Here is a 25,725-nt window from a genome sequence, read left to right on the forward strand (position 1 = left end):
ATCAGGGAGCAATTACAACACATCGCCAGTAAAGGCATGATGCAGGAAGTTTTAATAGCACACATTCATCCCCTGATGTTAGCAGAACGTTTGCCGGTTTTAGAAGAAAAAATCAACCAAATACTCCATCAGTCTTATGGCCATTTACGGACTTAACAGCGTGGAGCATTACATCATCCACCAAAAAACGGGGTAAATTTATACGCGAATGGTGGTTAGAAAAGCAAGGTGTTAAGAGAGGCCTTAGAGCCTAAGGAAAAGGCAGTCACACAATCATAAATTAGCAGCCCGGGCAAGGTTTCCGCGTCCGTCAGGAAATCCCACCTACCGCACCAACACCATTTTCCGCGTTTCCGTGAAGCTGCCGGCGCTGAGGCGGTAGAGGTAGATGCCGCTTGAGAGGCGGCTGCCGTCGAAGCGGTGCTGATGGGTGCCGGCGTTCCGGAGTTCTCCGCGCACGAGCGTGGCCACGCGCTGCCCCTGCAGGTTAAAGACCTCGAGGCTCACCTCCGCGGCTTCGGGCAGCTGATAGCTGATCACGGTTACCGGGTTGAAGGGGTTGGGGTAGTTCTGATGCAGGGCAAACTGCAGCGGACTTTCCCCCGAAGGCTCCGCGGCAGTCGGCACGGCAAGATTGATGAAGTAATCCTGCCCGTTGTTGTTGTCCCAGCTGCTGTCGTCGTAGCTGATCACAAAGGAAATGTTCTGCACTTCCTGCGCCGGGTTGTTGAAGGGCCCGAACTGAAGCTGCAGGGAGCCGTCCTCAAGCTGTGTGAGCGGGGTTTGCACGGCGGGACCGCTGCCGCCAAAAAGGAAGGTGCCGGCAGGCCAGTAGGCTTCGTTCGGCTGCTGCCAGGTGTTTACGCCCCAGTGCAGGCGGCCTGTTGTGGGCGCATTGGTGATGGTGAGGGTTATGACATCATCAACCGAAGGCTGAGCCGGTTCCACTACGATGGGTCCGTCAGGGTCCGGACCGGGGCCGCCGCCGCCCTGCGTCTGCCCCACCCACACATGCTGAATCAGGGAGCGGCTCAGGTTGCCGTGCACATCGGCGGCTTCCACATAGTAATCGACCATCACCTCTTCAAGCCCGGTGATGGTTGCGCGGAATTCTTCCGCTTTGAAGGCCGGCACCGGATTGGTGATTGACGGGATGAAGGTACCGCTCATTTCAAGGGTCTGCCATTCGCCGCCAGCATAGGTAAGATTGGCAGCCGTTACGGCGGGCTGCTCCGAAACGCGGTAGCGGAGGTACACATAATCGAGGCCGTTCATGTCAAACACGTAGGTCCAGATATCGAAATCGGAGGGCATCACGCCCTGACTGTCCCACTCGATGCCGCCGGGGTTGTAGGGCGTGCGCTGCGGCAGGAAAATGGAGGGCGGCGTGAGGTCAGCGCCTGACTGCGCGACCGGCATCGCTTTCTCGACGGCCTGATTGGCAGCGCGGGAGGGGTGCGAATCCCACATTTCGGTGCCGTCCCAGTACCAGTAGTCGGAGGCCTGCCCGTTCAGGTAGAACTCCCAGGCACGGCGGGTATCGGGGTGTGAGGGATTCACCTGCTCGGCGGTGCGCACGAAGTTTTGGGCGGCGGTCATCACGCCCCAGCTGTTGCGGTCAGGGCTGTAGGGGCCGCTTGCGCCGGGATAGGAACCCGGATCGCCCAGCCATTTTTTGAATTCCGGATCGCCGGCATCGGCCCCGAGCCAGCTGCCGTCCTGCACGTGAATCACATCGTTCGGATCGGGCGGATAGCGGTCGAGGTAGTCCTGAATGGTCGTGACCTTAAAACGGCCGGGATGCTGCTGCAGCCAGTTCACCATGTTCTGAAAGTTGTTGTTGTAGTAGGCCGAGCTGCCCCCGCCGTGATTGTCGCCGTCGTGATGCAGCACCAGCAGGATGGGCCGCTGCGGATCGGTATTGTAGAGCTCGAACTGACTCATCACGTGCTCATACTGCAGGGCGCCGAAACCGCCGCGGCCGTCTTCTTCGCCCAGATAGCGGGAGGCGGGAACAGCCACGATGCGGCTTTCCTGCCCGGTTTCGGGGTCGGTGAAGGAAACGTAGCGCGGCTGATGCGCCCACTGCATGGAAACCGGCGCGGGCGCCCAAAGCCCGTTCAGCTGCTTCCAGTCGCCGGGGTTGGGATTGCGCACGTCGGCGCGGTTCGGGCGCTTCACCCCGGAGCCGTCGCCCAGCGGCGCCCCTTCCGAGGCCCGCTCGAAATGCAGGTTATCCACGATCACCCACTCGAAGCCTTCGTTAACGAGGGCCGGAATCATGCGGGTTGAAAAAGCGGTCTCGGGCGGAAAAATGCCCCGGCTGTATTCGCCGGGGAAATATTCGGCCATAATTTCGCGGTGCCACTGAATCTGCCGCCGGATGTCGTCATAGTCCGTAAGCGCCATCAGCGGATGATGGTAGCCGAAGCCGGTCATATCAATCCGCGGATTCCCCTCGGAGGTCTGCTGGCTGATGACGCCAAGCCACGGACTCCGCCAGTTCTGAAAGCCCCAGCCTGCCGCGCGGGCCGCTTCGAGGTTTTCGATCAGCGAGCCGGAGAAGCTCACCTGCGCGCCGAAATGCGGCATGCCGGCACTGATGCCTTTCTGCACGGCGTTGGCCGGCCAGTTGGTGTAGGGTCCGGTGCGGGAGGTGTGCACTTCCTTGAGCGAAAAACTGTAGGCCCCGCGGGCTTCGGTCTGCACCACGCTTTCGTAGGGCCAGTAAATCGGCTGATGCATGTGCCAGTGAAAGGCAATGTAAATGGGCGGGTTGGACTGAAGGCTTTGATCGGTCTGACGGGCGTCAGCATTCATCCATCCCAAAAGGCTTAGAGCAAAGGCCGCTATGGCAGCGAAAATCAGGTTCTTCATCACAGTCTTTTTGAAGGGTGAAATCAGCTCACAATTTTGTAAGCGCTTACAATTCTCAAGATAAAGAAACTCCCTCACAAATAAAATCTGTCGCAAGCCTGCGCTGATGTCTTCCCCGGTGCGGCAGCTATTTCACATACAGCATGCGGCGAGAGCGGGTTTGTCCGGCAGCCTGCAGCCGGTAGATGTAGGTCCCGGAGCTGAGTCCTAAACGGCCCGGATCAAAGGCCAGCTGATGGATTCCCGCCGTTACCGGCCCGTTCACGAGCGTAGCCAGACGCTGCCCTCCGGTGCTGAATACATCCAGCCTCACGGGCTGACCGTCGTGCGAATCCGGCACCACAAAGCTGATAACGGTGCCGGCATTGAAGGGATTGGGATAGTTCTGATACAGGAAAAATCCGGCGGGAAGCTCTGTCCGGCCCAAAACGGGCTCAGTTTCACTGCTCTGCGGCACCCGCTGCTCGAAGTAATCGAGCTGCTGACCCCGTTCGTTACGTGCGGTTACCAGCCGTGTGTCGGGCAGCAGCAGCAGGTGCCAGAAGTGATGGTCGTCGGTCACTTTTTCCAGCCACCAGCGCTGTGCGAGGTCGTCAGCACGGCGGGTCGAAACGCCCCAGGACCCATCCCCCACATAAACAACCCCGCCGGGATCGACCTGATTATTCCGGATGGGCTTGGTACGCTTGAAGGTATGATCATGGTTTTCGAAGGCCAGCTGAATGCCGTTTTGCTCAAACAGCGGTACCCAGTGCTCGCGAACCTGCTGCGTGTGTGTGCCGTTGAGGGAGCGAAACGACGGCCAGGCCGGCACATGATAGACCGGGAATACGTGGGCGACATCGCGCCGGGCTTCGAGCGTTTCGCGCAGCCACTGCCGCTGCTGCCCGTCGATGCGGGCGGTGTGGTTGGTATCAAGCATGATGAGGCTGAGGTAGTCGCCGGCATCGAGGGTGAACCAGGAACGCTTATCGGGCAGGTCGAAAAAGGTGAAGTAAAGCGGGGCAAGCTCCGGGTCGGTACCGTAGCCGCCCACGACCTCATGATTGCCGATGCCGGGCACGAAGGGTACCATGCGGCCGTCGTCGGTTACCATGTGCTCCATCCAGATACGGAACAGCTCCAGCCAGCGCCCGATACGGGCGGGGTTGCCGTCGGCGTAGGCCCAGTCGCCGCCAATGGCAGCAAGCAGCGGGTTGGTGCGGGCTGCGGCAGCAGTGGTCGGGGTCATGAGCTCGCCGTTATGGAAGAGGTCGCCGCCGCTCACGATGCTGAGCGGGCCTTCGAGCCTTTCCGGGAGGGTCCGGAACCGGAAAACGGGGCTGTTCTCAGCCGACGAAAAGCGGATTTCGTACAGGCTGTCGGGCGAGAGCTGCTGCAGGTGTACTTCCCGGAGGATGCGGTTCGAGCCGGGGATGTCGGAGATCCGGGTGAAGGCATGCTGCCGCCAGCGGCTTGAGCCCGCCGGGCGGTATTCAAAAACCAGCTGCGTTTGCGATCTGCCGATGGCCGCGATATGAATTTCAGTGAGCGGATCACCAATGAAGTAGCTGTACACGGTGATATCCGCATGACCGGCCGACTGCGCCTGCAGGCTTCCGGCAGCGAACGTCCCGAAAAACAAAAACAACAGCGTAAAAAGCACGGAATTACGAAGAAGCAGGCTCATTTTGAATTCAGTTAAACATGGAAAAACTATCAGATTACAGCAGTATCGCTAATTTTGGCTTGTTTTCAAAAAAAGCGCTTACAAACCTTTGCCGGAAGCTTGCAGAATTCCGGCTCAGCAGCTAATATCCCGCATGAATCCAACACCTGTACCTTATATCAACCTGCCTAATGCCCTCTCGCTGAGCCGCCTGCTGGGGGTTCCCTTTCTGTTCTGGCTGCTGGGCACCGGTCAGCTAAATGCCTTTTTGGGGCTATACATTGCTTTGGGCCTCACCGACTTTCTGGACGGCAAGGCCGCCCGCTGGCTCAATCAGGCTACCACCTTCGGTGCGCATCTCGACTCCGCGGCCGATTTTGTATTCTACCTTTCCTCGGCCTGGTTTTTCTACGTGCTGTTTCCGGACTATATCTCGCCCAACCTGGTTTACCTGCAGCTGCTGCTCGGGCTGTTTTTTTCGAGTATTGTGCTTTCGCTGCTCAAATTCCGGCGGGTGCTTTTCCTGCACACCTGGCTGAGCAAACTGGGCGGCGCGGCCATTTTCTTTGCCATGATCACTTCCTTCTTCATGGATACCACCCTGGTTTTCCGCGGCGTTATCCTCATTTATATGCTGGCGTTTACCGAGGTCATCTTCATTTATTTTGTGCACGGCGAAGTGCACCCCGATATCAGAAGTTTCTTCCGGCCGCGTTTTTAGCTGCTCTCAGCCAGCTTTGCCCCCCCTCCGACTGAGCAGCTTTTTCGGTATCTTGCACTGTTCATCAATATTCTCTCAAAAATTCAGCTCATGCATTCAGCCCCTTCCGGGAAATCCGGATTCGATTTTCTTTTTTTCAGGATGATGCCGGCCTTAATGCTGGTTTCCTTTTTTCTTGCCCTGCCTTACACTTTTGCTCAGGAGTACAAGCTGGTCGTCCATAATGTGGAAAACATATTTGATATCGACGGAGTCGCCGTTTACAGCGATTATCAGCCGTTTGATGAGGACGGCAACCCCCTGTACCGGCCCGAACATCTGCTTACCAAAATTCAGAAAACGAGCCGGCTGATGGCCCGCTACAATGAGGGCGCAGGTCCGGATATCATCATGTTTGTGGAAATCGAAAGTGATTTCACCCCTCTGCCGGAATTCGCCCTGCACGACCCGCAGGAGGTGCTTGCCCGTTACGCGCACCTCACCATTGAGCAAATGCTCACCACGCACCTCGACGATGAGATTGCTGACCTGCCGGCAGAAATGCTGCTGCTCAAGGGGATGCACGATCACGGGCTTACCGGCTACGACGTGGCCGTTGCCTACGAGCGCGACGCAAACGGCCGCCCGACGCATGCCGTAAAAAATGTGCTGTTCTCGCGCTTTCCCATCCTGCACGAGCGCACCCGCGCCCTGCCCGGCGAAAGTGCCCGCCCGACTCTCGAAGCCTGGGTTGACGTGCACGGGCACGAGCTCGCGCTGTTTGTGAACCACTGGCGCTCACGGGCTTCAGATGCCGAAATGGAGCTCATCCGCATCCGTAACGCGCAGGTGCTGCGCGACCGGCTCGACGAGCTGCTGGCCGAAAACCCGCAGCTGGACTTCATTCTCGGAGGCGACTTCAACAGTCAGTACCATCAGAGTCACCGCTACCCGTACATGGAAGTTACGGCCGTAAACGATGTACTGCGCTCGGTTGGCGATGAGCGCGGGGTGAAGCGGGGCGAAACCGACGGCGTGTACAACCTCTGGTACGAGCTGCCGCTGTACGAGCGCGGCTCAGATGTTTTCCGCGGCAACTGGGGCACCCTCATGCAGATTATGATCGGGATGGGCATGTACAATTTCGAGGGCGTGCAGTACACCGACAACAGTTTTGCGGTCGGCCGCTGGCCCGGCAAGAATGTGTACGCCAACAGCGGCGCCCCCCGGCGCTGGCATTTCTTTGAAGACGGCGGCGGCTACTCCGATCACCTGCCTATCAGCATGCGCTTTCAGGTTGCAGAGGCGGGTTCAGGGCTGGATTTCATCCCCCTTGAAAATCCCGGCTTTAATGATGATGAAGACAGCTTCGTGATTCCCGTTCAGTACACCATGCCGTATCCGTCGGATGTGCTCATGCCGGATGAATATCTTGGGCAAAACATCCGCACCGCTGCTTTTTTCGATCAGCTTTTTTGGGTTGAAGCCGAAATTAACAACCGCTTTCAGGTGCAGGTAAACGGCGAGCTTTACGACCTCTGGGCACCGGCTTTTAACGTGCGCGAGCGTTTCGCAGCGGATGCCGGCAGCGGCACAGAAATCGGTTTTATTGCGCGTTTGGGCAAATTCCGCGGTAACTGGCAGTTTGTGATTGAAAGTGCGGACTACATCAATCCGCAGTGGCCGTAAAGGCAGGAAAGCCATCCCCCTTTTAAAAAATCGAAAAGCCCGAAGCACTGATTTCAGTACTTCGGGCTTTTTTTATCTCAAAACGTTTGTTTTCTAAGGAATTATAAACCTATTTTGCCTGCTGTTGCAAGCACGATACTTTTCATTCACCCGACATCTATGAAACTGCGAAGTTATGAGGAGTGGGAGTCAGGCTGCCGGGCCTGCCTTCAGAATGTAAGCGAGCTCACCGAAAACATGGATGAAGAAGCCTTCAACTGGAAGCCCTCCCCCGGTAAGTGGTCAGCCGGCGAATGTATTGAGCACCTTAACCTGAGCGCTTCGAAAATGCTGCCCATCATTGAAGCGGCCCTTCAAAAAGGATTAAAGAAAGGCCTAAGCGGCGAGCCGCCCTTCGAAACCGGCTTTATCGGGGCCTGGTTTCTGAAAGGCTCGGGTCCCTCAGGCAAGCCGATACCGGCGCCTGCGGTGTATAAACCGGCCCGCTCCTCATTCAGCAAAACCGAACTGCTGCACACCTTCGAAGCCCTTCAGCAGCAGTATCTGCAGCTGCTTGCATTCAGCCGGACAAACCGCCTCGACCTGAACCGGATTTACGCCCGTTCGGCCTTCAGCCCGCTGCTGCGGTTCAACGCGGCGACCTGGTTTCAGGCTATGCCGGGGCATCAGCAGCGGCACCTTTCACAAATCAGGCGGCTCACGGTGCTGCCAGGGTTTCCGGGCACCGGCGCGGGGTAAAGCCTGTTTGCAGGCTGCGCACACGGTGTAGGCCACCACAATGCCCTCCGGTATCTGATCTACGAGATCAGCAGGCTCGGTCCATACCTCGTTTTCCTTTTCCTTAATTTTCCCGCAAATGCTGCACCGCATGCGGATATCGGTGCCGGTTTGGTGCGAATGATGCCGTATTACGACCTTCTTTTCCAGCGGCTCGACCGAGAGCAGCTCGTTATCGACCCGGAGCACCCTGTCTTCTTCGGGGGAGATGCGCATCGACATCACCCGCTTGAGCTGTGGCGAATCGCAGCGGTAAATCCGCTCAACCGGCTCGTTGCGCAGCTCAGCCAGCTGAAACAGCGTTTCCAGCCACATGCGGGTCGGAGCGCCGGTAATGAAATCCCAGATGGGCCGGCCAATTACCGATCTTGACAGCGCTTTCCGGCCTTCATTTTCTTCCGCAAACGCGTCCCATTCCCCACCCACTGCAATGATCTGCTTGGTTTTACCGACCTTGTAGGTCGTTTTCGATTTCTTAGGGGAGTCTGTCATCCTTTTTTTATTTAACCACAACTTAAGCTGTAAACCCATGAAAGCCAAACGATAAGCTGGACTGATTCATCAGGTAAAACGACGTACGTGACCCTTTCCGGCATTTCATTTCATTTCACGCTCACCAGCTCAAGGCCGATCCTGTTGGCGAACAGCAGCCCTTTTTGGGTGAGGCGCAGCAGGCCGGTTTGGGCAACATCATCCAAAAGGTCCTGTGCGGTGAATTTTGCGGCGGTGCTGAGCTGTGCTTCGGTCAGCCCGCAGCCGTAGCGGCTGAGCAGCTCTTCGCGGCTGACCCCGCTGCGGGTGCGAAGCCCGAGCAGCAGGCGCTCTTCGCCGAGGGCCGCGAGATCGTAGCTGTCGGTTTGGATGCGGTGAAACGCAATGCCGGGGTCGGCATCCATGTAGGTTCTCAGGCGGGGCGCATTTTGGGTGCGCTCCGCCCCCTGCCCCCCGGGCTGCCACCAGAAGCCGTGCGCGCCGGGTCCGAAGCCGAGATAGTTTTCATGCCGCCAGTAGGCGCCGTTGTGCCGCGATTCATGCCCCGGCCGGGCGTAGTTGCTCACCTCGTAGCGCGCAATGCCGGCAGCGCCGAGGGTATCGGTAACCAGCTGCATCTGTTCGGCGACCTCTTCGTCGTCAGGTGGCTGCACCAGCTGCTTCTTCACCATGCGGTAGAGTTTGGTGTTTTCTTCCACGGTGAGGCTGTAGGCCGACACATGCGGCGGCTGAAACTGAAGCAGGGTTTCGAGATCGGCCCGGAGTTCATCCAGGGTCTGACCGGGATTGCCGTAAATGAGGTCGGCGGTCCAGCTTGGCAGGCCGGCACCGGCGAGGGCTTCGAGTGCGCGCAGGGCTTCGCCGCGTGTGTGCGCCCGGTTCATGAACCGGAGCCGGGCTTCATCGAAGGTCTGCACGCCCATGCTCACCCGGGTGATGCCCGCCTGCCGCAGTTCCGCAAGCCGCCCGGGGTGCACATCGTCGGGGTTCATCTCAAGGGTGATTTCGGCCCCGGGTTCGAGCGTCCAGCCCTGACGGATGCGCGCGATGATTTCGGCAATTTCCGGAGTCGTGAGCCGCGAGGGCGTGCCGCCGCCGAAGTAGAGGGTCTTTACCGGCTCTGCGGTGGTTTCGGGAAATTGCGCCTGCGTGTGCGCGATTTCCCGCAGCAGCTGCGGCACAAAACCGGCCCTGTGCTTCAGGGAGGTTTCGAAGTAAAAATCGCAGTAGGTGCAGGCCTGCCTGCAAAACGGAATGTGGATATAAATGCCCGACATGCTGCCGAATCTTTGTTTTTTTTGAGTTTTTGCCGGGGGATGGGTTTCGTGCCCCGCCCTACATCCTGGCCTTGAACGCCATGATCCGTCCGTAAGCCTGCTCGATGCGTGCCCGGGGGATGCGGCCTTCTTCCACGGCAGCGCTGAGGATGGCGATGGCTTTTCGGGTGATTTCCGGGTCGTACACCGAGTTGTTGGCAAATACCAGCACGTCTATGCCCGCAAGTACGGCCAGCTCGAGCGCCTGCTCCAGCCCGTAAAAATCGGTGATAGCGCCCATCTGCATGTCGTCGGAAAACAGCAGCCCTGTGAAGCCGAGCTCGTCGCGCAGCAGGCCGGTCATGATTTCCGGTACCAGGGTCGCCGGGTGTTCGGGATGCCAGTCGGCATTGAAGATGTGCGCGCTCATCACCAGCCGCGCACTGCCGTCGGCGAAGAGGTCGCGGTAGGGCTCCAGCTCGGCTTCGGTCCAGGTTTCGGTGACATCCGCCATGCCGTAGTGCGAGTCGTTCCAGGCGCTGCCGTGCCCGGGGAAGTGCTTCACCGTGCCCCAGACGCCCTCCTCCCGGAAGCCTTCAAGGGTGAGGCGGGCGTGATGCGTTACGCGGCCGGCATCCCCCGAGAAGCTGCGGCCGAGCTGACCGATTACCGGGTTCTGCGGATTCACGTTCACATCCACAACGGGTGAAAAGTTGATGCTGATGCCGGCCTCGGCAAGCATGCGGCCGGTCTGCCGGGCATAGTGCAGGGTTGAATCCGCGCGGTTGATGCGGCCCAGATGCTCGTGCGAGGGCGTTTCGGGGAAGCCGAAGCGCGGCTTGAGGCGGTTCACGCGGCCGCCTTCCTGATCGATGGCCACCAGCAGCGGGGTTTCGGCGTGGCGCTGCAGCTGCCGCACAAGTCGCGCAAGCTGCTGCGGGGAGCGCACATTGCGCTCGGCACGCCGGTTAGGCACATCGTAATCGAACAGGATGATGCCGCCCAGGTTCCGGTCGCGGATGTCCTGCACAACCCAGTGCGCTTCATCGGCTTCGAAGCCCCGGAAACCGACCATCATCATCTGCCCGATCATGGCTTCAAGGCCGGGCCCGGATTCTTCGGAGCGGTTTTCAGCCCCGGAATCCTGCGCCCAGGCCACGGGACCCGTCATCATAAAAAGAAAAAAAACAAAAGCGGTAGCGGCGAAGCGTGCGGACATGGGGGCTCTCAGGATGATAAATTCGGAAACAGGAAAAAATTCAGGCTCAGTTTGGCAGTTCGGTTGCCGAGGCCACCAGTTCGCGGGCGCTGCTGAGCACAGCTTCGGTGAGGTCGGCGCCGCTCATGAGGCGGGCCACTTCCCGGACGTGATCTTCCGGGCTGAGCCGGTCGATGCGGGTAACGGTACGCTCGTTAGTTTCGGTCTTGCGCACCACAAAGTGCGTGTGCGCCATACAGGCAATCTGCGGCAGGTGGGTGATGCTCAGAATCTGCACGGTTGAGGCCAGCTCGCGCATGGTGCGCCCGACCTGCTGCGCAATGGGCCCGCTGATGCCGGTATCAATTTCGTCGAAAATCATCACGGGCAGGCGCTGCTCGCGGGCCAGGATGGATTTCAGAGCCAGCATGATGCGGCTCATCTCCCCGCCTGAAGCGGTGCGCGACAGCGGCTTGGGTTCCTCGCCTTTGTTGGTGGAAATGTAGAAACTGAGGTCGTCGGCGCCATCGTCGGTACAGGCGATACGGCGGCCGTCGATTTCGATCCAGCCGTCGGCCTGCTCGCGCCAGCGCACGACAACTGCAAAGCGCGCATGCCGGAAGCCCAGCCGCATCAGCTCTTTTTCAATATCGCGGGAGAGGCGTTCGCCTTCCTGCAGCCGGGCTTCGTGCAGCGCAACCGCCTGCGCTTTGAGCAGGCCGGCGGCTTTCTGAATCTGTGCATCCAGCTTTTCCAGCTCGGCTTCGTAATTATCGGCCAGGCTCAGGGTCTGCTCCACTTCCTGCATGTAGGCCAGCAGCTCCTCGGGGCCCTTCCCGTACTTTTTCTCGATCCGGCGGAGCTCCGCCTGCCGCTGCCGCAGGGTTTCGAGCTGTATGGGGTTAAACTCGATGTTGGTTTGGTACTGCTCGGTGAAGCGCAGCAGCTCCTCCACGCTGATGCGGGCAGTTTCCAGCTCCTGCACGTAGTTTTCAAACTCCGGCTCAATCTGCGCCATGTGGCTGAGGGCCTGTTCCATCAGCCCGAGAAGATCGAGCGCATTGTATTCGCCGTCGCGGCCGGCTACGAGTATTTTGGCAGCGGTTTCGTTGAGCTCCTCGCTGCTGTCGAGCAGGCGGATGTCGCGCTCAAGCTGCTCGGTTTCGTCGGCTTTAAGGTCGGCTGCCCGAAGCTCACGCAGCTGAAAGCGGTAGAGCTCCTGCTTTTCGCGCAGTTCGCGCTCCCGTTTTTGCAGGGCGGCTTTCTGCCGGCGCAGCCCGCTGAGCTGTTCAAAGCTTTGGATGTAGGCCGCGAGTGCCGGCTGCACGCTCGGTCGGCCGTCGATCACTTCCCGGTGATGCTCCTCGCGCAGCAGCAGCTGATGGTCGTGCTGCCCGTGCAGGTCAACCAAAAGGCCGCCTACCTGCTTGAGCACGCTCAGCTGTACGGGGGTGTCGTTGATGAACGCCCGGCTGCCGGAAGGCCGCACTTCCCGCCGGATGATGGTTTCCGGGGCAGGCTCAACACCGTGCTCCTGCAGCAGGGCCGCGAGTTTGTCGTCTTTGCCTGTTTTCAGAATCACCTCGGCGATCGCTTTGTTCGCACCCTGACGGATGCTTTCGAGCTGTGCCCGCTCGCCGAGCAGAATATTAAGCGCCCCGATGATGATGGATTTTCCCGCCCCCGTTTCCCCGGTTATGATGTTCAGGCCGGGTTCGAAGGTTGTCTCGAGTTCATCAATCAGGGCGAAGTCCTTTATATATAATGATGTAATCACAACAGAAGACAGGCTTTCGGTTTTTGGAAAATTGGGAAGCGGGATTGCCGGCAAACGAAGCAATCGGGGGCAGTTTTTGCCGGAAATGCTGCTTAATACGGGTTTAAAGGTACGCAATCAAATGCTTTTATTCAGCAGCCGTTCGGGTCTTATTGGGCTTAATAATGAGTTTACAAACTGTTATCTTACGCGGTTCAGTTCAGACCTGCACCGCGGCGGATTATGAGCCGCAAAACCAGCACAAAACTTTATTTTTTAGCCTGTTTTATGGATTTACCCTCTATCGACGAGAAAAAAATCGGAAAATCATCATTTGAGCTTACTGAGCACGAAATCAGCAGCAAACCCATCCCCAATGAGCTTCCCGTACTGCCGCTGCGCGATACCATTGTTTACCCCGGCACCATGTTTCCGATTTTGGTGGGCCGGGATTCTTCCCTGAAAGCCATTGATGCCGGCATAGACAACGGCAAGTTTGTGTTGTTGCTGGGGCAGAAAGATGCCCAAAACGACAACCCAACTGCCGCTGACCTCTACGAAGATGGCTGTATTGCCTCGATCACACAGGTGCTGCGGCTGCCTAACTCTCTTGTAAAAGTGCTGGTAAACGGCATCCTTCCAGCCAAAGTGCTCAGCATATCGGATACCAACGGCTATCTGACCGCAACAACGGACTTCAAACTGCGCTCAAGCCGCTTCCGTAAAACCGAGCGCCTTGTATCGCTGGTGCGCAAAACCCGTGAGAAATTCGAGCGTTTTGTGATCATGAATCAGGATGTACCCGAAGAAGTACTCACAAGTTTTGATGAGGGTGATGAGCACCTCGAACAAAATCTGTACCTGATGGCTTCACACCTCGATATGTCGATAGAGGAGCGTCAGAAATTTCTTGAACTTGAAACCCTCGAACAGCTCTACAAGCTGCTGCTTGCAAAAGTGACCCGCGAGCTGCAGGTGCTGGTGGTGAGCACCGAAATCAATGAGAAGGTGCAGGAGGAAATTCAGGAAACACAGCGCCGCTTTTTTATTCAGGAGCAGATCCGCGCGCTTCAGGATGAGCTGGATGAAGGCGAATTTGCCGATCCTGAGCTCATGAAAATCAAAGAGCAGATTGATGCGGCCAAAATGCCGGAAGAGCCGCTCGCCAAGGCGATGGAAGAACTCGAGCGCCTGAAAAAGACCCCGCAGATGTCGCCTGAGTACGGCGTGGGCCGCAACTATCTCGACTGGATGACGACCCTGCCCTGGAGCGTTACTTCCAAAGACAACCTCGATATAAACGGGGTGCAGCAGGTGCTGGATAAGGAGCACTTTGGTCTGGAAAAACCCAAGGACCGCATTCTGGAGCACATCGCCGTGCTCAACCTGGTGGAAAACCTGAAGGGGCAGATTTTATGCTTTGTGGGCCCTCCGGGCGTGGGCAAAACCTCGATGGCGAAATCCATCGCGCGGGCGCTGAACCGGAAAACCGTGCGCATAAGCCTGGGCGGGGTGAGCGATGAGGCGGAGATCCGCGGACACCGCCGCACCTACATTGGCTCCATGCCCGGCCGCATCATTCAGGGCATGCGCAAGGCCGGCACCATCAACCCCGTGATGATTCTGGATGAAATCGATAAAGTCGGCCATGACTTCCGCGGCGATCCGTCGTCGGCCATTCTTGAGGTGCTCGACCCCGAGCAGAACAACACCTTCAACGACCACTACCTCGATGTGGATTATGACCTCTCGAAGGTGATGTTCATCGCTACGGCCAACGTAGCTTCGTCCATTCAGCCGGCGCTGCTCGACCGCATGGAGATCATCAACCTGCCGGGCTACCTCGAGCACGAAAAGCTGGAAATTGCAAAGCGGCACCTCATCCCCAAAATGCTGAAATCGCACGGGCTGAAGGCATCACAAATTAAGTTCCGCAAAGACGGCATCCTGCACATTATCCGCAACTACACCTCAGAAGCCGGGGTGCGTACGCTGGAGCAGCAGATCGCCGCCGTTTGCCGCAAAATTGCTCGCAAATACGTAGTCGCACGGGCCAAAGGCGAAGACGACCCCGTCTTTAAAGTAAATGAAAGCCTGGTAAGCGAACTGCTGGGCGTGCCCAAATACCGCGACCGTGCGCCCGACCGCACCGACCGCGCCGGCACCGTAAACGGCCTGGCCTGGACCAGCACCGGCGGTGCCATCCTGCAGATCGACGTAGCCGTGATGGAAGGCAAGGCCAACTTCCGGCTTACGGGTCAGCTGGGTGATGTAATGAAGGAATCGGCGCAGGCCGCCCTCACCTACATCCGCTCGCATGCCTCGAAATACGGCATTGCGGCCGATTTCTTTGACAAGCACGAACTCCACATCCACATTCCCGAAGGCGCCATCCCCAAAGACGGCCCGAGTGCGGGTATGGCGATGGTGCTGGCGATGCTCTCGCTGCTCACGGGCAAACGGGTGCGGCACGATGTGGGCATGACCGGCGAAATAACCCTGCGCGGCGACGTGCTGGCCATCGGCGGCCTCAACGAGAAGCTGCTGGCGGCACAGCGCAATAAGCTCAGCAAGGTGCTCATCCCCAAAGACAACGAGCCTGACCTGGCGGAAATCCCCGCTAAGGTAAAAGAAGGACTCGAGATTGTGAGTGTGAGCACTGTAACAGAGGCCATACCGCACAGTTTTCGCGATCCGCTGCCTGAAACCGTCAAGTCCTGAGGCTGTGTTGAAAGCAGGCTGGTTTTGCCGGCCTGTGAGCACATCCTTCACCCTAAAAAAAGCATCATGAGCGAAAACGGCTACGAAAAAGAAACCCGGCACCTTCGGTTTGAAGTAGCGCCGGGGCAGACAACGCCCGTGCGTATCGACCGCTACCTGGCCGATATGGTGCAAAATGCGACCCGCAGCAAAGTTCAGCAGGCCATTTCGGAAGGTCGGGTGCTGGTAAACGGCAAGCCAACCAAGGCTTCCTATCTGGTGCAGCCCGACGACCTCATCGAGGCGGAAATTCTGAAGCACAAGGTGCCCGAGCTGGCTCCGGAGCCCATCCCGATTGATATCATTTTTGAGGACGACGACTTCCTCATCATCAACAAACCGTCTCATATGGTTGTGCATCCGGCCTTCGGCAACTGGACCGGCACCCTGGTGAACGCGCTGCTGCACCATACGGGGCAGCTTTCGGGGGCAAACGATCCGGCGGTGCGGCCCGGGATAGTGCACCGCATCGACAAGGGCACGAGCGGCCTGCTTGTGGTGGCCAAACACGATACGGCGCATCAGCTGCTGGCCAAACAGTTCGCCAAACACACCATCGAACGCAGCTATCAGGCCATCGTTTGGGGTCAGCCGCCCGATGAGGGCACCTTCGATTCGCTCATGGGCCGGCACCCGCGCGACCGCAAGCTCATGGCCGTACTCACCGACGGGCGCGGCAAACAGGCGATTACGCACTTCAAAGTACTGGAGCGTTTCGATCATCTCAGCCTCATCGAAGCCCGGCTCGAAACCGGGCGCACGCATCAAATCCGCGTGCACCTCGCTGATGCCGGCTTCCCCCTGCTTGCCGACGCAGTGTACGGGGGCGCGGCGGTGCGCTACGGCTCCAATACCGGCTTCCGGAAGGATCTGTTTCTGAAGCTCTTCAAAGAGCTGGGCCGGCAGTGCCTGCATGCCAAAACCCTGGGCTTTCTGCACCCCTCAACCGGCGAGCCTGTTCATTTTGAATCGCCCCTGCCGGCAGATTTCGAACACGCCCTCGAACAGCTGCGCACGTACTGCAGCTAAGCTTTTTATTTTCTTTTCGGGTGATGTGCCCCCTGCACGAAACCCGGTTCCTGTAATTGACACCCTCCAAAAAAGACTTCGCAAGCACATGAAAAAAAAGAACATCGACATCTCCATTGAGCTCGACGACAAAAACGTACCCGAAAAAATAACCTGGAATGCCGGGGATGCCGGCCTCGACAAGCCGGCCGACTGCCGGGCCATGCTGCTCTCCCTGTGGGACAACGACCACAAACAGACGCTCAAACTCGACCTCTGGACCAAAGAAATGACCGTAGATGAGATGAAGCTCTTCTTCTATGAAACGCTGGTAACAATGGCCGACACCTTCGAAAGTTCTACCAAAGACGACCGCATGAGCGGCGATATGCGCGACTTTTGCGAGTATTTCGCCGAAAAGATGGAGATCAAAAAATGAGAGGTGCGCACGGTACTCAATTCAGAACTCAGACATTAAAACAAGAAACTGATTAAGCATAAGTTGCCTGAAGCGCAGCCCTGAGCTTCAGTAATACTGCTGCTGCCTTACAACACTATTTGAGTGACGGCTTTTTTTGAGCCCCAACTACCCGGAAACAGCGGTGAATTATCTTAGCTACGTTTTAATCGATACGAAAACGCAAACAGCCGCACGCAAACAAGAATCAGCAAACACCCTGCAGCCCGAACGTGTACTGCTTAATTTAATTAAGTATTTAAGGTAAATTCACAAAAATAAGGCGAAGGTAGCCCTCAAAGCTCCTTAATTTCTTTAATTCCTGCTGATTTTCGAATTTTGAAAAACCTATATCACTATGAGATTTTTAATAATTCTGAATTTACTCTTTTAAATTTTGCCCCGTCAGAAAAAACAAATACACAAGTTTATAATTATCAAAGTTTTATAGAATTAAAAAGTTACCAAATCATTGTTTGTAATTTAAAGGATCAGTGAATTATATTCGATTGCTCATTATGGGCAAGGACTATTTCAACTAACTCAATACCTATCTGTCATGAAACAATTCTACAATTTTGGCAAAGGTCTGCTTGCCGCAGGTCTTTTGCTGCTTGGTGCCACCGGCACTGCCAATGCTCAGGTTTTCCCGCTTGAAGCTCAAAATCAATTCCCCGGTGTTCAGCCTGCTGAGCGTGCTCCCGGCCTGATGAACGCAGAAATTTTGTTCCAGCAAAACCGCGCCGATACAGGCGGTATCGTATCCGGAACTTTTGAAGGTCTTGGTACCGCTACCTTCAGCGCTGACGATTTCGAACTCAGCACACCTGCTACGCTCACCTCTATTTCTGTACTTGGTTTCCAAAACAATGCCACCTACCTCGATGGTATTCTTCTGGGGGTACAGTTTTACATTTTTGCCAATGGCGGCGGTTCACCTGCTGGTCAGCCATACGAGGGTGATGCACTCTACTCGATCGAACTCGACCTTGACGATCCAAGACTTGAAGTGGTTCAGGAAGCAAACCTGTACACTTTTATCGTTGACGTTTCAGAAGAAAACTGGTTCCTTCCTGCCGAGCGGTACTGGCTTTCTGTAGCTCCGGTTCAGGACCTTGCGGCTCTCACAGGTGCAGACCGCTGGAACTGGGCACAGGCTGAGCAGAATTTCGGAGAGCCGGTTCTGATTGATCCCGACAATAACTTTGGGGGCAACTTTTTCACCTGGACTCCTCTTTCTGCACTTGGCGTAAACTGGGACCCATCTGGTCTGGTAATGACCATCGAAGGTATCCCCGGTGAAGCTTCTGTTGAGCTTGGCGCATTCAGCCTGCTTTCTCCGCCAAACGGCGTTGAAGTTGACCTCACTTTCGAAGGCGAAACAGCCATCGCTATTGAGTGGGAAGCTTCTGAAAATGCTACCGATTACGCCTGGGTTGCTCACCTTTCCGGTAACAGCCTCGAAGATCCCCTCCTCAACGTACCAACCGGCGCTGCAACCGAGCTCGTACTTACCGATGGTGCTATCTACGACATCCTTCAGAGCCTTGGTGTTGAGCCCGGCCAAACCGTTACCATCGACTGGAGCGTAGTTGCTTCTGCCGGCGACGAAGCCCGCTTCGCGGATGAAGTATGGAGCGTAACCTTCACCCTCGTTCCGCCAACCAGCATTGGTACCGGCGAAACCGTTCAGGGCTTTGAGCTTTCTCAGAACTACCCGAACCCGTTCAACCCAACTACCAACATCAGCTTCACCCTGCCACAGGCTTCTGATGTTAGCCTTGAAGTATTCAACATGCAGGGTCAGCGCGTAGCTACCCTTGCTAACGGAAGCTTCTCTGCCGGTTCACACATTGTTACTTTCGATGCTGCAAACCTTTCAAGCGGTATCTACCTGTACCGCATGACAGCAGGTGCCTTCACACAGACCAACAAAATGATGCTCGTGAAGTAAGGTTCAGCCTCTCAGCAATATCCGAAAAGCCCGGAGCTCTACAGCTTCGGGCTTTTTTTATTTAAACCTTTCCTTTACGTTTGATTTAGTCTTGTTATTTTCAATTCCCATCTATAGGAACAACACAGTCTGATTTTGCTGCTACTAATCCTTCTACTTCTGATCGGCCTCTTTGGAGGCATCCTTGCCGGCATGCTTGGTGTAGGCGGCGGGCTCATTTTTACCCCTGTGCTCATTTTTATTTTCGCTGAATCTTTTGAAGATCCGCTGCCCTGGATTATCGGTACCTCCCTGCTGTGTACCTTTGCCGCCTCTCTGAGCAGCGTGCGCAAGCACATCCGCATGAACAATTTCTTCCGGCGGGACAGCCTTTGGGTAGGCTCCTGCAGCCTCGCCGGCACCTTGCTGGGCGTTTCTGTTGTTCGCAGCGAGTGGTACAGCCAAACGGAGTTCTCGGTCGTATTCAGCGGCCTGCTGCTTTTTGCTGCCTGGAAATTCATCTTCAAAGCTAAAGAGAAAGCTGTTGCCGGAAGTGACCACAACTCCGGGCTGATGACGGACGGAAAACTTGGCCCAAGGCAGGCCCTGCTTACCGGCACGGCAGGCGGTACGGTTGCAACGCTTGCCGGAGTAGGCGGCGGCGTAGTGATGGTGCCCATCATGACCATGGTTCTGAAACTTCCTTACCTGAAAGCTATCAGCATTTCTTCGGCAGCGATTGTATTTATTTCCTTTTTTGGCTGGGGTCAGTTTGCGATTCAGAGTCCGGCTGAGGCAGGCATCACCCCATTTACTCTGGGTTTTGTAGATTTCGGCACAGCTCTTCCTCTGATAGCCGGCGCCCTAATCGGTGCAAATTACGGAGTTTACGCCACGAGCCGCATCCCAAAAAGATACATGGAGCTTACATTTGGCCTGCTTGCGCTTTTTGTTGCAGCACAACTGCTTTGGCGGGTTTTTGCATGAACAATCTGCCAATGTTACCGCAGTGTTAAATCCTGATATGCAAACAACCGCCCTTCGATTATGTGCCTTTCCTTCAACTTTTTTTGATATTTTTGGTCACTTCATAATTACCTTTCTGAATTCCTAACTTCCAGACTCAGGTATCGTGCTAACGGCAAAAAATCTGTTTTCACCGATGATTAAATTGCCACACACAGCCAACCCACTATGACCTATACTTTTTTTGACTTTCTGCAACTGGTTGGTGCCCTTGGCATCTTTATTTTTGGGATGAAAATTTTCAGCGACGGCCTGCAGAAAGTTGCCGGAAGCAAGCTCAGATCCATCCTTAAAGGCATGACCCGAAACCGATTTACGGGCGTGCTCACCGGTTTCGGTACCACAACCATTACGCAGTCGTCCACAACAACTACCGTAATGGTCGTCAGCTTTGTGAATGCCGGGCTGCTCACCTTTGTGGAATCAACGGGTGTAATTATGGGGGCGAATATCGGCACAACGGTAACCGCCTGGATGGTCGCGATATTCGGCTTCAAGTTTCAGATAACGCCGATTGCCGTTATGATGATCGGTTTATTCTTCCCGTTTCTGTTTGTGAGCAACCTGAAACTGCGCAACATAGCAGAAGCCATGATCGGCTTTGGTATCCTGTTTATCGGCCTCGACTTCATTAAAGACGCCGTACCTGATATCGATCAAAACCCGGAAATCTTTGCTTTTCTCGACAGCTTCACCGATTACGGCTATCTTTCCTTATTGCTTTTTGTCGGCGTGGGTACCATACTTACCCTGCTCACGCAGTCTTCTTCAGCCGCAACTGCCATTACCCTTGTAATGTTGTTTCAGGGCTGGATTTCCTTCCCGATTGCAGCAGCCATGATTCTGGGTGAAAATATCGGTACCACTGTTACGGCCAACATTGCCGCACTGATCGGCAACGTGCACGCAAAACGGGCCGCCCGCTTCCATTTTTTCTTCAATTTTGCAGGGGTAATATGGATGCTTATTGTTATTTACCCCTTCCTCAACGGCATTGACTGGATCATGCAGCAGTTCAGCCCGGGTTCTTTGTCTGTTTTCTCTGACGACCCCGCCGCACGCCCGAACGCTACGCTCGCGCTTTCGCTGTTCCATACCACCTTCAATGTGCTGAACGTGATTTTCCTGTTCGCCTTTGTGCCGCACATGGTGCGTTTTGTGGAGCGCATTCAGCCTGATAAAGGAAGCGCCGACGACCGCTTTGAGCTGAAATATATCAACATCGGGCTGATGTCATCAGCCGAGCTTTCCATCGAGCAGGCACGCAAGGAAATCAGTCTGTTTGCGAAAATGGTCGAAAAAATGCACTACGGCTTCCTCGGGCTGGTGTACAAAAAACCTGAGAAGCAGCGTAAGTTCCTTAAAAAGCTTGAAAAACGTGAAGAAATAACCGATCAGCTGGAAGTCGAGATTGCTGAATATCTGGTTCAGATTTCTGAAAACACCAATGTTTCATCAGATTCTATCCGCAAAATCCGCAACATGCAGAGCATGATAAATGACCTTGAGCGGATTGGCGACCTCTACTTCCAGATGTCTAAGACCTACGAGCGTACGCTTGATGATGAACAGGAAAAGGTACCTGATGAAGCCCTCGAAGAACTTCGGGAAATGCTTTCCGCTGTACACGATGCCATCATCATCATGAAAGACAACATCCTTTCGCGTACTGCCGAGGTTGACCTGCAGGCCGCCATCGACATGGAGCGCAAAATTGATGAAATCCGGGACCGGCTGCGGGAACGCCACTACGCTCGGCTCGAAGACGGTGTTTACCGGGTGCGTTCCGGTATCGTTTACCTCGACTTGCTGAACCGCCTTGAAAAAATCGGCGATCACATCATGAACGTCAGTGAAGCAGCTGCCGGCAAAAAGTTTCTGGTTTCAAAAATTGAAGGAACCCTTCCGCCGGTACGCAAGGAAGCCAAATCCAGGAATCAGTAAAGATCAGGGCAAGGCGCGCATCCCCCTGCAAATAGTAAAAAGCCGTACTTCAGATCATCTCCGAAGTACGGCTTTTTTAGTTCAAAATTAACAAAGCACCTTACAACTGTCGCAGTTTACGAAGCTGCCACCAGGCAAACAAAGCGCTTGTTCCGTAAAAAATGAGGAAGGCGGCTATCATCACATTCACAAGAGCAGGGGTACCCATGATAAGCAAAGCAAAGATGAAGGTCACGACTCCGAAAAAGGAAAGTCCGCCCGAAAGGATGGCGCCAAAAGCCATAATGATGAGAAAGAAGGCGAAAGCGTAGGGGATGAAATTTTCGAACTGAAAAATAAACAGGCCGGCTATAAGCGACACAACGCCCATGAAAGCGCCTGACCGGTAGAAAAACTGCATGATGCCGTTTGAGATAAGCCATGCCGCGATAATAATGTGCAGCATTTCCGGAAAGATCATGCTGAACACCCCGGTAGCAAGCGCCACAAGGCCGTTTGTAAATTTTCTGCCGGGCTGCGCTTCCCCGAACTGCATGTTAAACTGTTGCATAAAAAGCTGCGGTTAAATTGGATACCAAAAGTTCTGTTTCTGAAATATGCGAAAATCAGAGCATAAATCCTGCCAAACGAAGTTCGTGACATCAAAGTTATAAATCCTTGTAAGCTGCTTCGTGAAGCAGTCCGAATCTGCTTATATTTAGCGGAAAATCGCTTCCAAACATCCTTAACTTTATTTCCATGAGTATAGACACCCTTACCCCGCCCGCAGGCTTAGGCTTTGAGCTTTCAGAAGATCACAACATGATTCGTGAAAGCATTCGCGATTTCGTAGAGAAACGTGTTGCACCAACTGTGATGGAGCGGGATGAGAACTGCGAATTTCCGCATGACATTGTGAGTGAACTGGCCGAGATGAGTATGCTCGGTATCTATCATGAAGAAAAGTACGGCGGCGCAGGTTTCGACACCATGAGCTTCGCCATCGTGCTTGAAGAAATTGCCCGCTGGGATGCCTCCCTTGCGCTCACAGTTGCATCGCACACCTCCCTTTGCTCGGCGCACATCGCCCTGGCCGGCAATGAGGCACAGAAAATGAAGTACCTCACGCAGCTCACAAGCGGAAAAGCCCTCGGTGCCTGGGCCCTCACCGAGCCCGGTTCCGGAAGCGATGCCTCCAATATGAAAACAACCGCCGTACGCGACGGCGACAACTGGATTCTGAACGGCGCCAAAATCTTTATCACACAAGGTTCTGTAGGCAGCATCTACGTGGTGCTGGCTGTAACCGACCGCGACAAAGGCGCAAAAGGCGTTACGGCCTTCATCCTCGAAAAAGGCATGAAGGGCTTCAGCTACGGCCCCAAACTTAAGAAGCTGGGCATGAACTCCTCCGACACTTGCGAAATTTATATGGAAGATGTGGTGGTACCGGCTGAGAATCAGCTGGGCGGGCTGGGGCAGGGCTTCATTGATACCATGAAGATTCTGGACGGCGGCCGCATCGGCATCGGCTCCATTGCCGTTGGTGTGGCCCGCGGTGCTTTCGAAGAGTCGAAGAACTACGCGCAGGAGCGCTCTCAGTTTGGCAGGCCGATTGGTCAGAATCAGGCCATTCAGTGGAAAATCGTGGATATGGGCGTCAGTATCGATGCCGCTCGCCTGCTCGTTCAGCGGGCAGCCTGGCTGAAAGATAACAGCCGGCCCTACACCAAGGAAGCCTCTATGGCCAAGCTGTTCGCTTCAGAAATGTGCACCAAAGCCTGCCTCGACGCCATTCAGATACACGGCGGTTACGGCTACACCAAGGAGTACCACGTTGAGCGCTTCCTGCGCGATGCCAAGCTGCTCGAAATCGGTGAGGGCACGAGCGAGGTACAGCGCATGGTGCTTGCACGGCAGTTCATGAAATAAACCCTTACTGCCTGAAACGCTTTAAACCTTAGCAAAGGCTGATAACCTCAATTATCAGCCTTTGTTTTTTTACTTCTTACTGCGTTTCGGCAGGATTTTTAGTAATTTGAAGTTTAACCTCAGATTTTCTGAGCCCCCATATTCTCCCTGTTTTCAAAGCTTTGGGGGAAAACGCACTACACCGAATTTCTACTTTTATGGCAAAAAACAGCTTTAATACCGACGACGCCTGCCTGTTCGAATCCATGCTGGGTGAAGACGACCGCATGATCATGGAAACCGCGCGCGACTACGCCCAAAGCCGGCTCGAACCCCGCGCCTGCGAGGCCAATCAGGATGAGATTTTCGACATGAACATCCCCAAAGAAATGGGCGAGCTGAACCTGCTCGGGGTCGTTGTACCCGAAGAGTACGGCGGCATCGGCGCGAGCTACACCGCCTACGGCCTCATCGCCCGCGAGATTGAACGGGTCGATTCTGCCTACCGCTCCTTCCTTTCGGTGCAGTCATCGCTGGTGATGCACCCCATCAACGTGTTTGGTACTGAAGAGCAGAAGCGCAAGTACCTGCCCAAACTGGCCACCGCTGAGCTCATCGGCTGCTTCGGCCTTACGGAGCCCGATCACGGCTCCGACCCCGGCTCCATGGTTACTACGGCCACCAAAACCAACGGCGGCTGGGTACTCAACGGCGCCAAGATGTGGATCACGAACTCCCCGATCGCCGATATCGCTATCGTGTGGGCCAAGGCCAAAAATGCCGGCTCCGACGACGGCAAAATTATGGGCTTCATCGTGGAGCGCGACAGCGACGGCTACTCGGCACCTACTACCCACAACAAGATGTCGCTGCGCGCTTCCTTCACCGGCGAGCTTATTTTTGATGATGTGTTCGTGCCCGATGCCAACGTTTTCCCGACCGTCCGCGGTCTGAAAGGTCCGTTTACCTGCCTCAACAGCGCGCGCTACGGCATCGTGTGGGGCTCGCTGGGCGCCGCTGAAAACTGTTATCACCGGGCGCGTCAGTATGTGATGGAGCGCAAGCAGTTCGGCTACCCGCTGGCCGCGAATCAGCTGATTCAAACCAAGCTGGCCAACATGCTCACCGACATCACCCAGATGCAGCTGCTTTCATGGCGCCTCGGCAACCTGAAAGACCAGGGGCAGGATCACCCTTCGATGACCTCGCTGGCCAAGCGCAACAACTGCGGCCGCGCCCTCGATATCGCCCGCGTGGCCCGCGACATGCTGGGCGGCAACGGCATCACCGGGGAATACCGCGTAATTCATCACGTTGTGAACCTCGAGTCGGTGAACACCTACGAAGGCACCTACGACATTCACGGGCTGATTCTGGGCCGCGATATTACCGGCATTCAGGCCTTCACCCCGCGCGGCAACGACCTGCCGGCGGCAAAACCGGAACCGGTGGCCCAAACCCTCGAAGCCACCGAGGTTTAGGTCAAACAGTACTCTGTTTCACAAAAAACCGCTTTTCTTAAAGGCCGGACTGTTATCAGTCCGGCCTTTTCTGTATCATTAGGTTATCGGGGGAAGGCATCCTGCCCTGAGCCCGCATTCTGTTTGATTCGACTGTTTTTTTAATGCCTCCCGAGCGGGTATATCACTATCAATTATTTCTGTCATTTCTGAAGCGGGTATGTTCAAACAAACCTGGCCAAACACCCGTCTTCAGATCATTACAAATATGAAACTATGTCTTTGTTCGACACGCCTGACTATCAATGGGTGAAGGGCTTCATGCTTGAACTTGAGCAAAAAGCTGACCCTTCCTACAAAAAAGCCATGGCCGATAAATTCAGACTTGACATGTCTGATGCTCTTGGCATTCCGGCCCCTGAAATCCGTGCTATTGCAAAACAACATCAACCAAATTTCAACCGGCTAACGGCTGCTCAGCAAACTGAACTTTGCGATCTGCTGCTTACAGAGGGCCTTTACGAATACCGTATCAGCTGCTTTCATTGGCTCAAAGCGCAGAAAAAACACTGGACGGCCGCACATCTGCCCGTGTTTGAGCGCTGGCTGAAAGAACACATTTCCGGCTGGCCGGATTGTGATGACTTCTGCGCGTCGGTTTTGGGCGAGTTTTTCCTCATTCATCCGACCCACACGGGTAACTGCCTGAGCTGGTCAGCTTCGCCCAACCCCATGGTGCGCCGCGCAGGGCTTGTGGCCCTCATCAAACCGGCAAAAAAAGCCGGCCGCCTGTACCCCGCGCTCATGCAGTGCGATGCCTCCCTGCATGATGAGGACGTGCTCGTTCAAAAGGC

At 55.5% G+C, this 25,725-nt stretch carries 19 protein-coding genes; 12 read left to right on the forward strand and 7 right to left on the reverse strand.

The genetic code is table 11. The annotated features are described in order from the left end of the window. Positions 1 to 324: 324 nt before the first annotated feature. Complete coding sequence (locus LAT75_RS08990) at positions 325 to 2,877, reverse strand: T9SS type A sorting domain-containing protein (protein ID WP_291482319.1); 2,553 nt, start codon at positions 2,875 to 2,877, stop codon at positions 325 to 327. Positions 2,878 to 3,004: 127 nt separating this feature from the next. After that, positions 3,005 to 4,546 carry a T9SS type A sorting domain-containing protein gene (locus tag LAT75_RS08995; protein ID WP_291482320.1) on the reverse strand — a complete coding sequence of 514 codons (1,542 nt, stop codon included), beginning with the start codon at positions 4,544 to 4,546 and terminating at the stop codon, positions 3,005 to 3,007. 133 nt (positions 4,547 to 4,679) lie between these two features. On the opposite strand from LAT75_RS08995, the gene LAT75_RS09000 reads away from it, so the two are divergent. The 3 genes from LAT75_RS09000 (at position 4,680) to LAT75_RS09010 (ending at position 7,652) form a co-directional block, all read left to right on the forward strand. Then, positions 4,680 to 5,246, forward strand: coding sequence for a CDP-alcohol phosphatidyltransferase family protein (locus LAT75_RS09000; RefSeq protein WP_291482321.1), 567 nt, complete (start codon positions 4,680 to 4,682; stop codon positions 5,244 to 5,246). A 90-nt stretch (positions 5,247 to 5,336) separates the two neighbouring features. Continuing rightward, the gene (locus tag LAT75_RS09005) at positions 5,337 to 6,914 is read left to right on the forward strand and encodes a hypothetical protein (RefSeq protein ID WP_291482322.1); all 1,578 of its coding nucleotides are present in this window, start codon (positions 5,337 to 5,339) and stop codon (positions 6,912 to 6,914) included. 159 nt (positions 6,915 to 7,073) lie between these two features. Further along, positions 7,074 to 7,652 (forward strand): DinB family protein, encoded by a 579-nt coding sequence (locus LAT75_RS09010; RefSeq protein ID WP_291482323.1) that lies wholly within the window; start codon positions 7,074 to 7,076, stop codon positions 7,650 to 7,652. Here LAT75_RS09010 and LAT75_RS09015 read toward each other — a convergent pair. The 4 genes from LAT75_RS09015 to recN form a co-directional block, all read right to left on the reverse strand. Beyond that, a complete protein-coding gene (locus LAT75_RS09015) occupies positions 7,596 to 8,183 on the reverse strand; it encodes a hypothetical protein (protein WP_291482324.1) in 588 nt (195 codons plus the stop codon). The two genes, LAT75_RS09010 and LAT75_RS09015, sit on opposite strands and share 57 nt — an antisense overlap. Positions 8,184 to 8,293: 110 nt before the next feature. After that, positions 8,294 to 9,460 carry a radical SAM family heme chaperone HemW gene (hemW, locus tag LAT75_RS09020; RefSeq protein ID WP_291482325.1) on the reverse strand — a complete coding sequence of 389 codons (1,167 nt, stop codon included), beginning with the start codon at positions 9,458 to 9,460 and terminating at the stop codon, positions 8,294 to 8,296. A gap of 58 nt (positions 9,461 to 9,518) precedes the next feature. Beyond that, a complete protein-coding gene (locus tag LAT75_RS09025) occupies positions 9,519 to 10,658 on the reverse strand; it encodes a glycoside hydrolase family 3 N-terminal domain-containing protein (protein ID WP_291482326.1) in 1,140 nt (379 codons plus the stop codon). Between the two features lie 46 nt (positions 10,659 to 10,704). Beyond that, positions 10,705 to 12,414, reverse strand: a complete 1,710-nt coding sequence (recN, locus tag LAT75_RS09030; RefSeq protein WP_291482327.1) for a DNA repair protein RecN — start codon at positions 12,412 to 12,414, stop codon at positions 10,705 to 10,707. 267 nt (positions 12,415 to 12,681) lie between these two features. Between recN and lon the strand changes: the two genes are divergently transcribed. From lon to LAT75_RS09060, 6 genes are all read left to right on the forward strand, one after another. Then, positions 12,682 to 15,114 (forward strand): endopeptidase La, encoded by a 2,433-nt coding sequence (gene lon, locus LAT75_RS09035; RefSeq protein WP_291482328.1) that lies wholly within the window; start codon positions 12,682 to 12,684, stop codon positions 15,112 to 15,114. 66 nt (positions 15,115 to 15,180) lie between these two features. Beyond that, positions 15,181 to 16,182 carry an RluA family pseudouridine synthase gene (locus tag LAT75_RS09040; protein ID WP_291482329.1) on the forward strand — a complete coding sequence of 334 codons (1,002 nt, stop codon included), beginning with the start codon at positions 15,181 to 15,183 and terminating at the stop codon, positions 16,180 to 16,182. Between the two features lie 88 nt (positions 16,183 to 16,270). Then, on the forward strand, positions 16,271 to 16,600 hold the full coding sequence (gldC, locus tag LAT75_RS09045; protein WP_291482330.1) for a gliding motility protein GldC: 330 nt from the start codon (positions 16,271 to 16,273) through the stop codon (positions 16,598 to 16,600). A 577-nt stretch (positions 16,601 to 17,177) separates the two neighbouring features. Further along, on the forward strand, positions 17,178 to 18,572 hold the full coding sequence (locus LAT75_RS09050; protein ID WP_291482331.1) for a T9SS type A sorting domain-containing protein: 1,395 nt from the start codon (positions 17,178 to 17,180) through the stop codon (positions 18,570 to 18,572). A 135-nt stretch (positions 18,573 to 18,707) separates the two neighbouring features. Then, positions 18,708 to 19,538, forward strand: a complete 831-nt coding sequence (locus LAT75_RS09055; RefSeq protein ID WP_291482332.1) for a sulfite exporter TauE/SafE family protein — start codon at positions 18,708 to 18,710, stop codon at positions 19,536 to 19,538. A gap of 207 nt (positions 19,539 to 19,745) precedes the next feature. After that, entirely contained in the window at positions 19,746 to 21,521 is a 1,776-nt protein-coding gene (locus LAT75_RS09060; protein ID WP_291482333.1) for a Na/Pi cotransporter family protein, read from the forward strand. Between the two features lie 100 nt (positions 21,522 to 21,621). Here the strand turns inward: LAT75_RS09060 and LAT75_RS09065 are convergent, their stop codons facing one another. After that, positions 21,622 to 22,071, reverse strand: a complete 450-nt coding sequence (locus tag LAT75_RS09065) for a DUF3096 domain-containing protein (RefSeq protein ID WP_291482334.1) — start codon at positions 22,069 to 22,071, stop codon at positions 21,622 to 21,624. Between the two features lie 188 nt (positions 22,072 to 22,259). On the opposite strand from LAT75_RS09065, the gene LAT75_RS09070 reads away from it, so the two are divergent. The 3 genes from LAT75_RS09070 to LAT75_RS09080 all read left to right on the forward strand — a co-directional run. Further along, complete coding sequence (locus tag LAT75_RS09070; RefSeq protein WP_291482335.1) at positions 22,260 to 23,432, forward strand: acyl-CoA dehydrogenase family protein; 1,173 nt, start codon at positions 22,260 to 22,262, stop codon at positions 23,430 to 23,432. Positions 23,433 to 23,629: 197 nt separating this feature from the next. After that, a complete protein-coding gene (locus LAT75_RS09075; RefSeq protein WP_291482336.1) occupies positions 23,630 to 24,892 on the forward strand; it encodes an acyl-CoA dehydrogenase in 1,263 nt (420 codons plus the stop codon). 255 nt (positions 24,893 to 25,147) lie between these two features. Continuing rightward, positions 25,148 to 25,725, forward strand: a 578-nt coding sequence (locus LAT75_RS09080; protein ID WP_291482337.1) for a DNA alkylation repair protein, incomplete at its 3' end; no start/stop codon positions are given.

It is taken from the genome of Cyclonatronum sp., from assembly GCF_022565315.1.
Taxonomy (GTDB): Bacteria; Bacteroidota; Rhodothermia; order Balneolales; family Cyclonatronaceae; genus Cyclonatronum.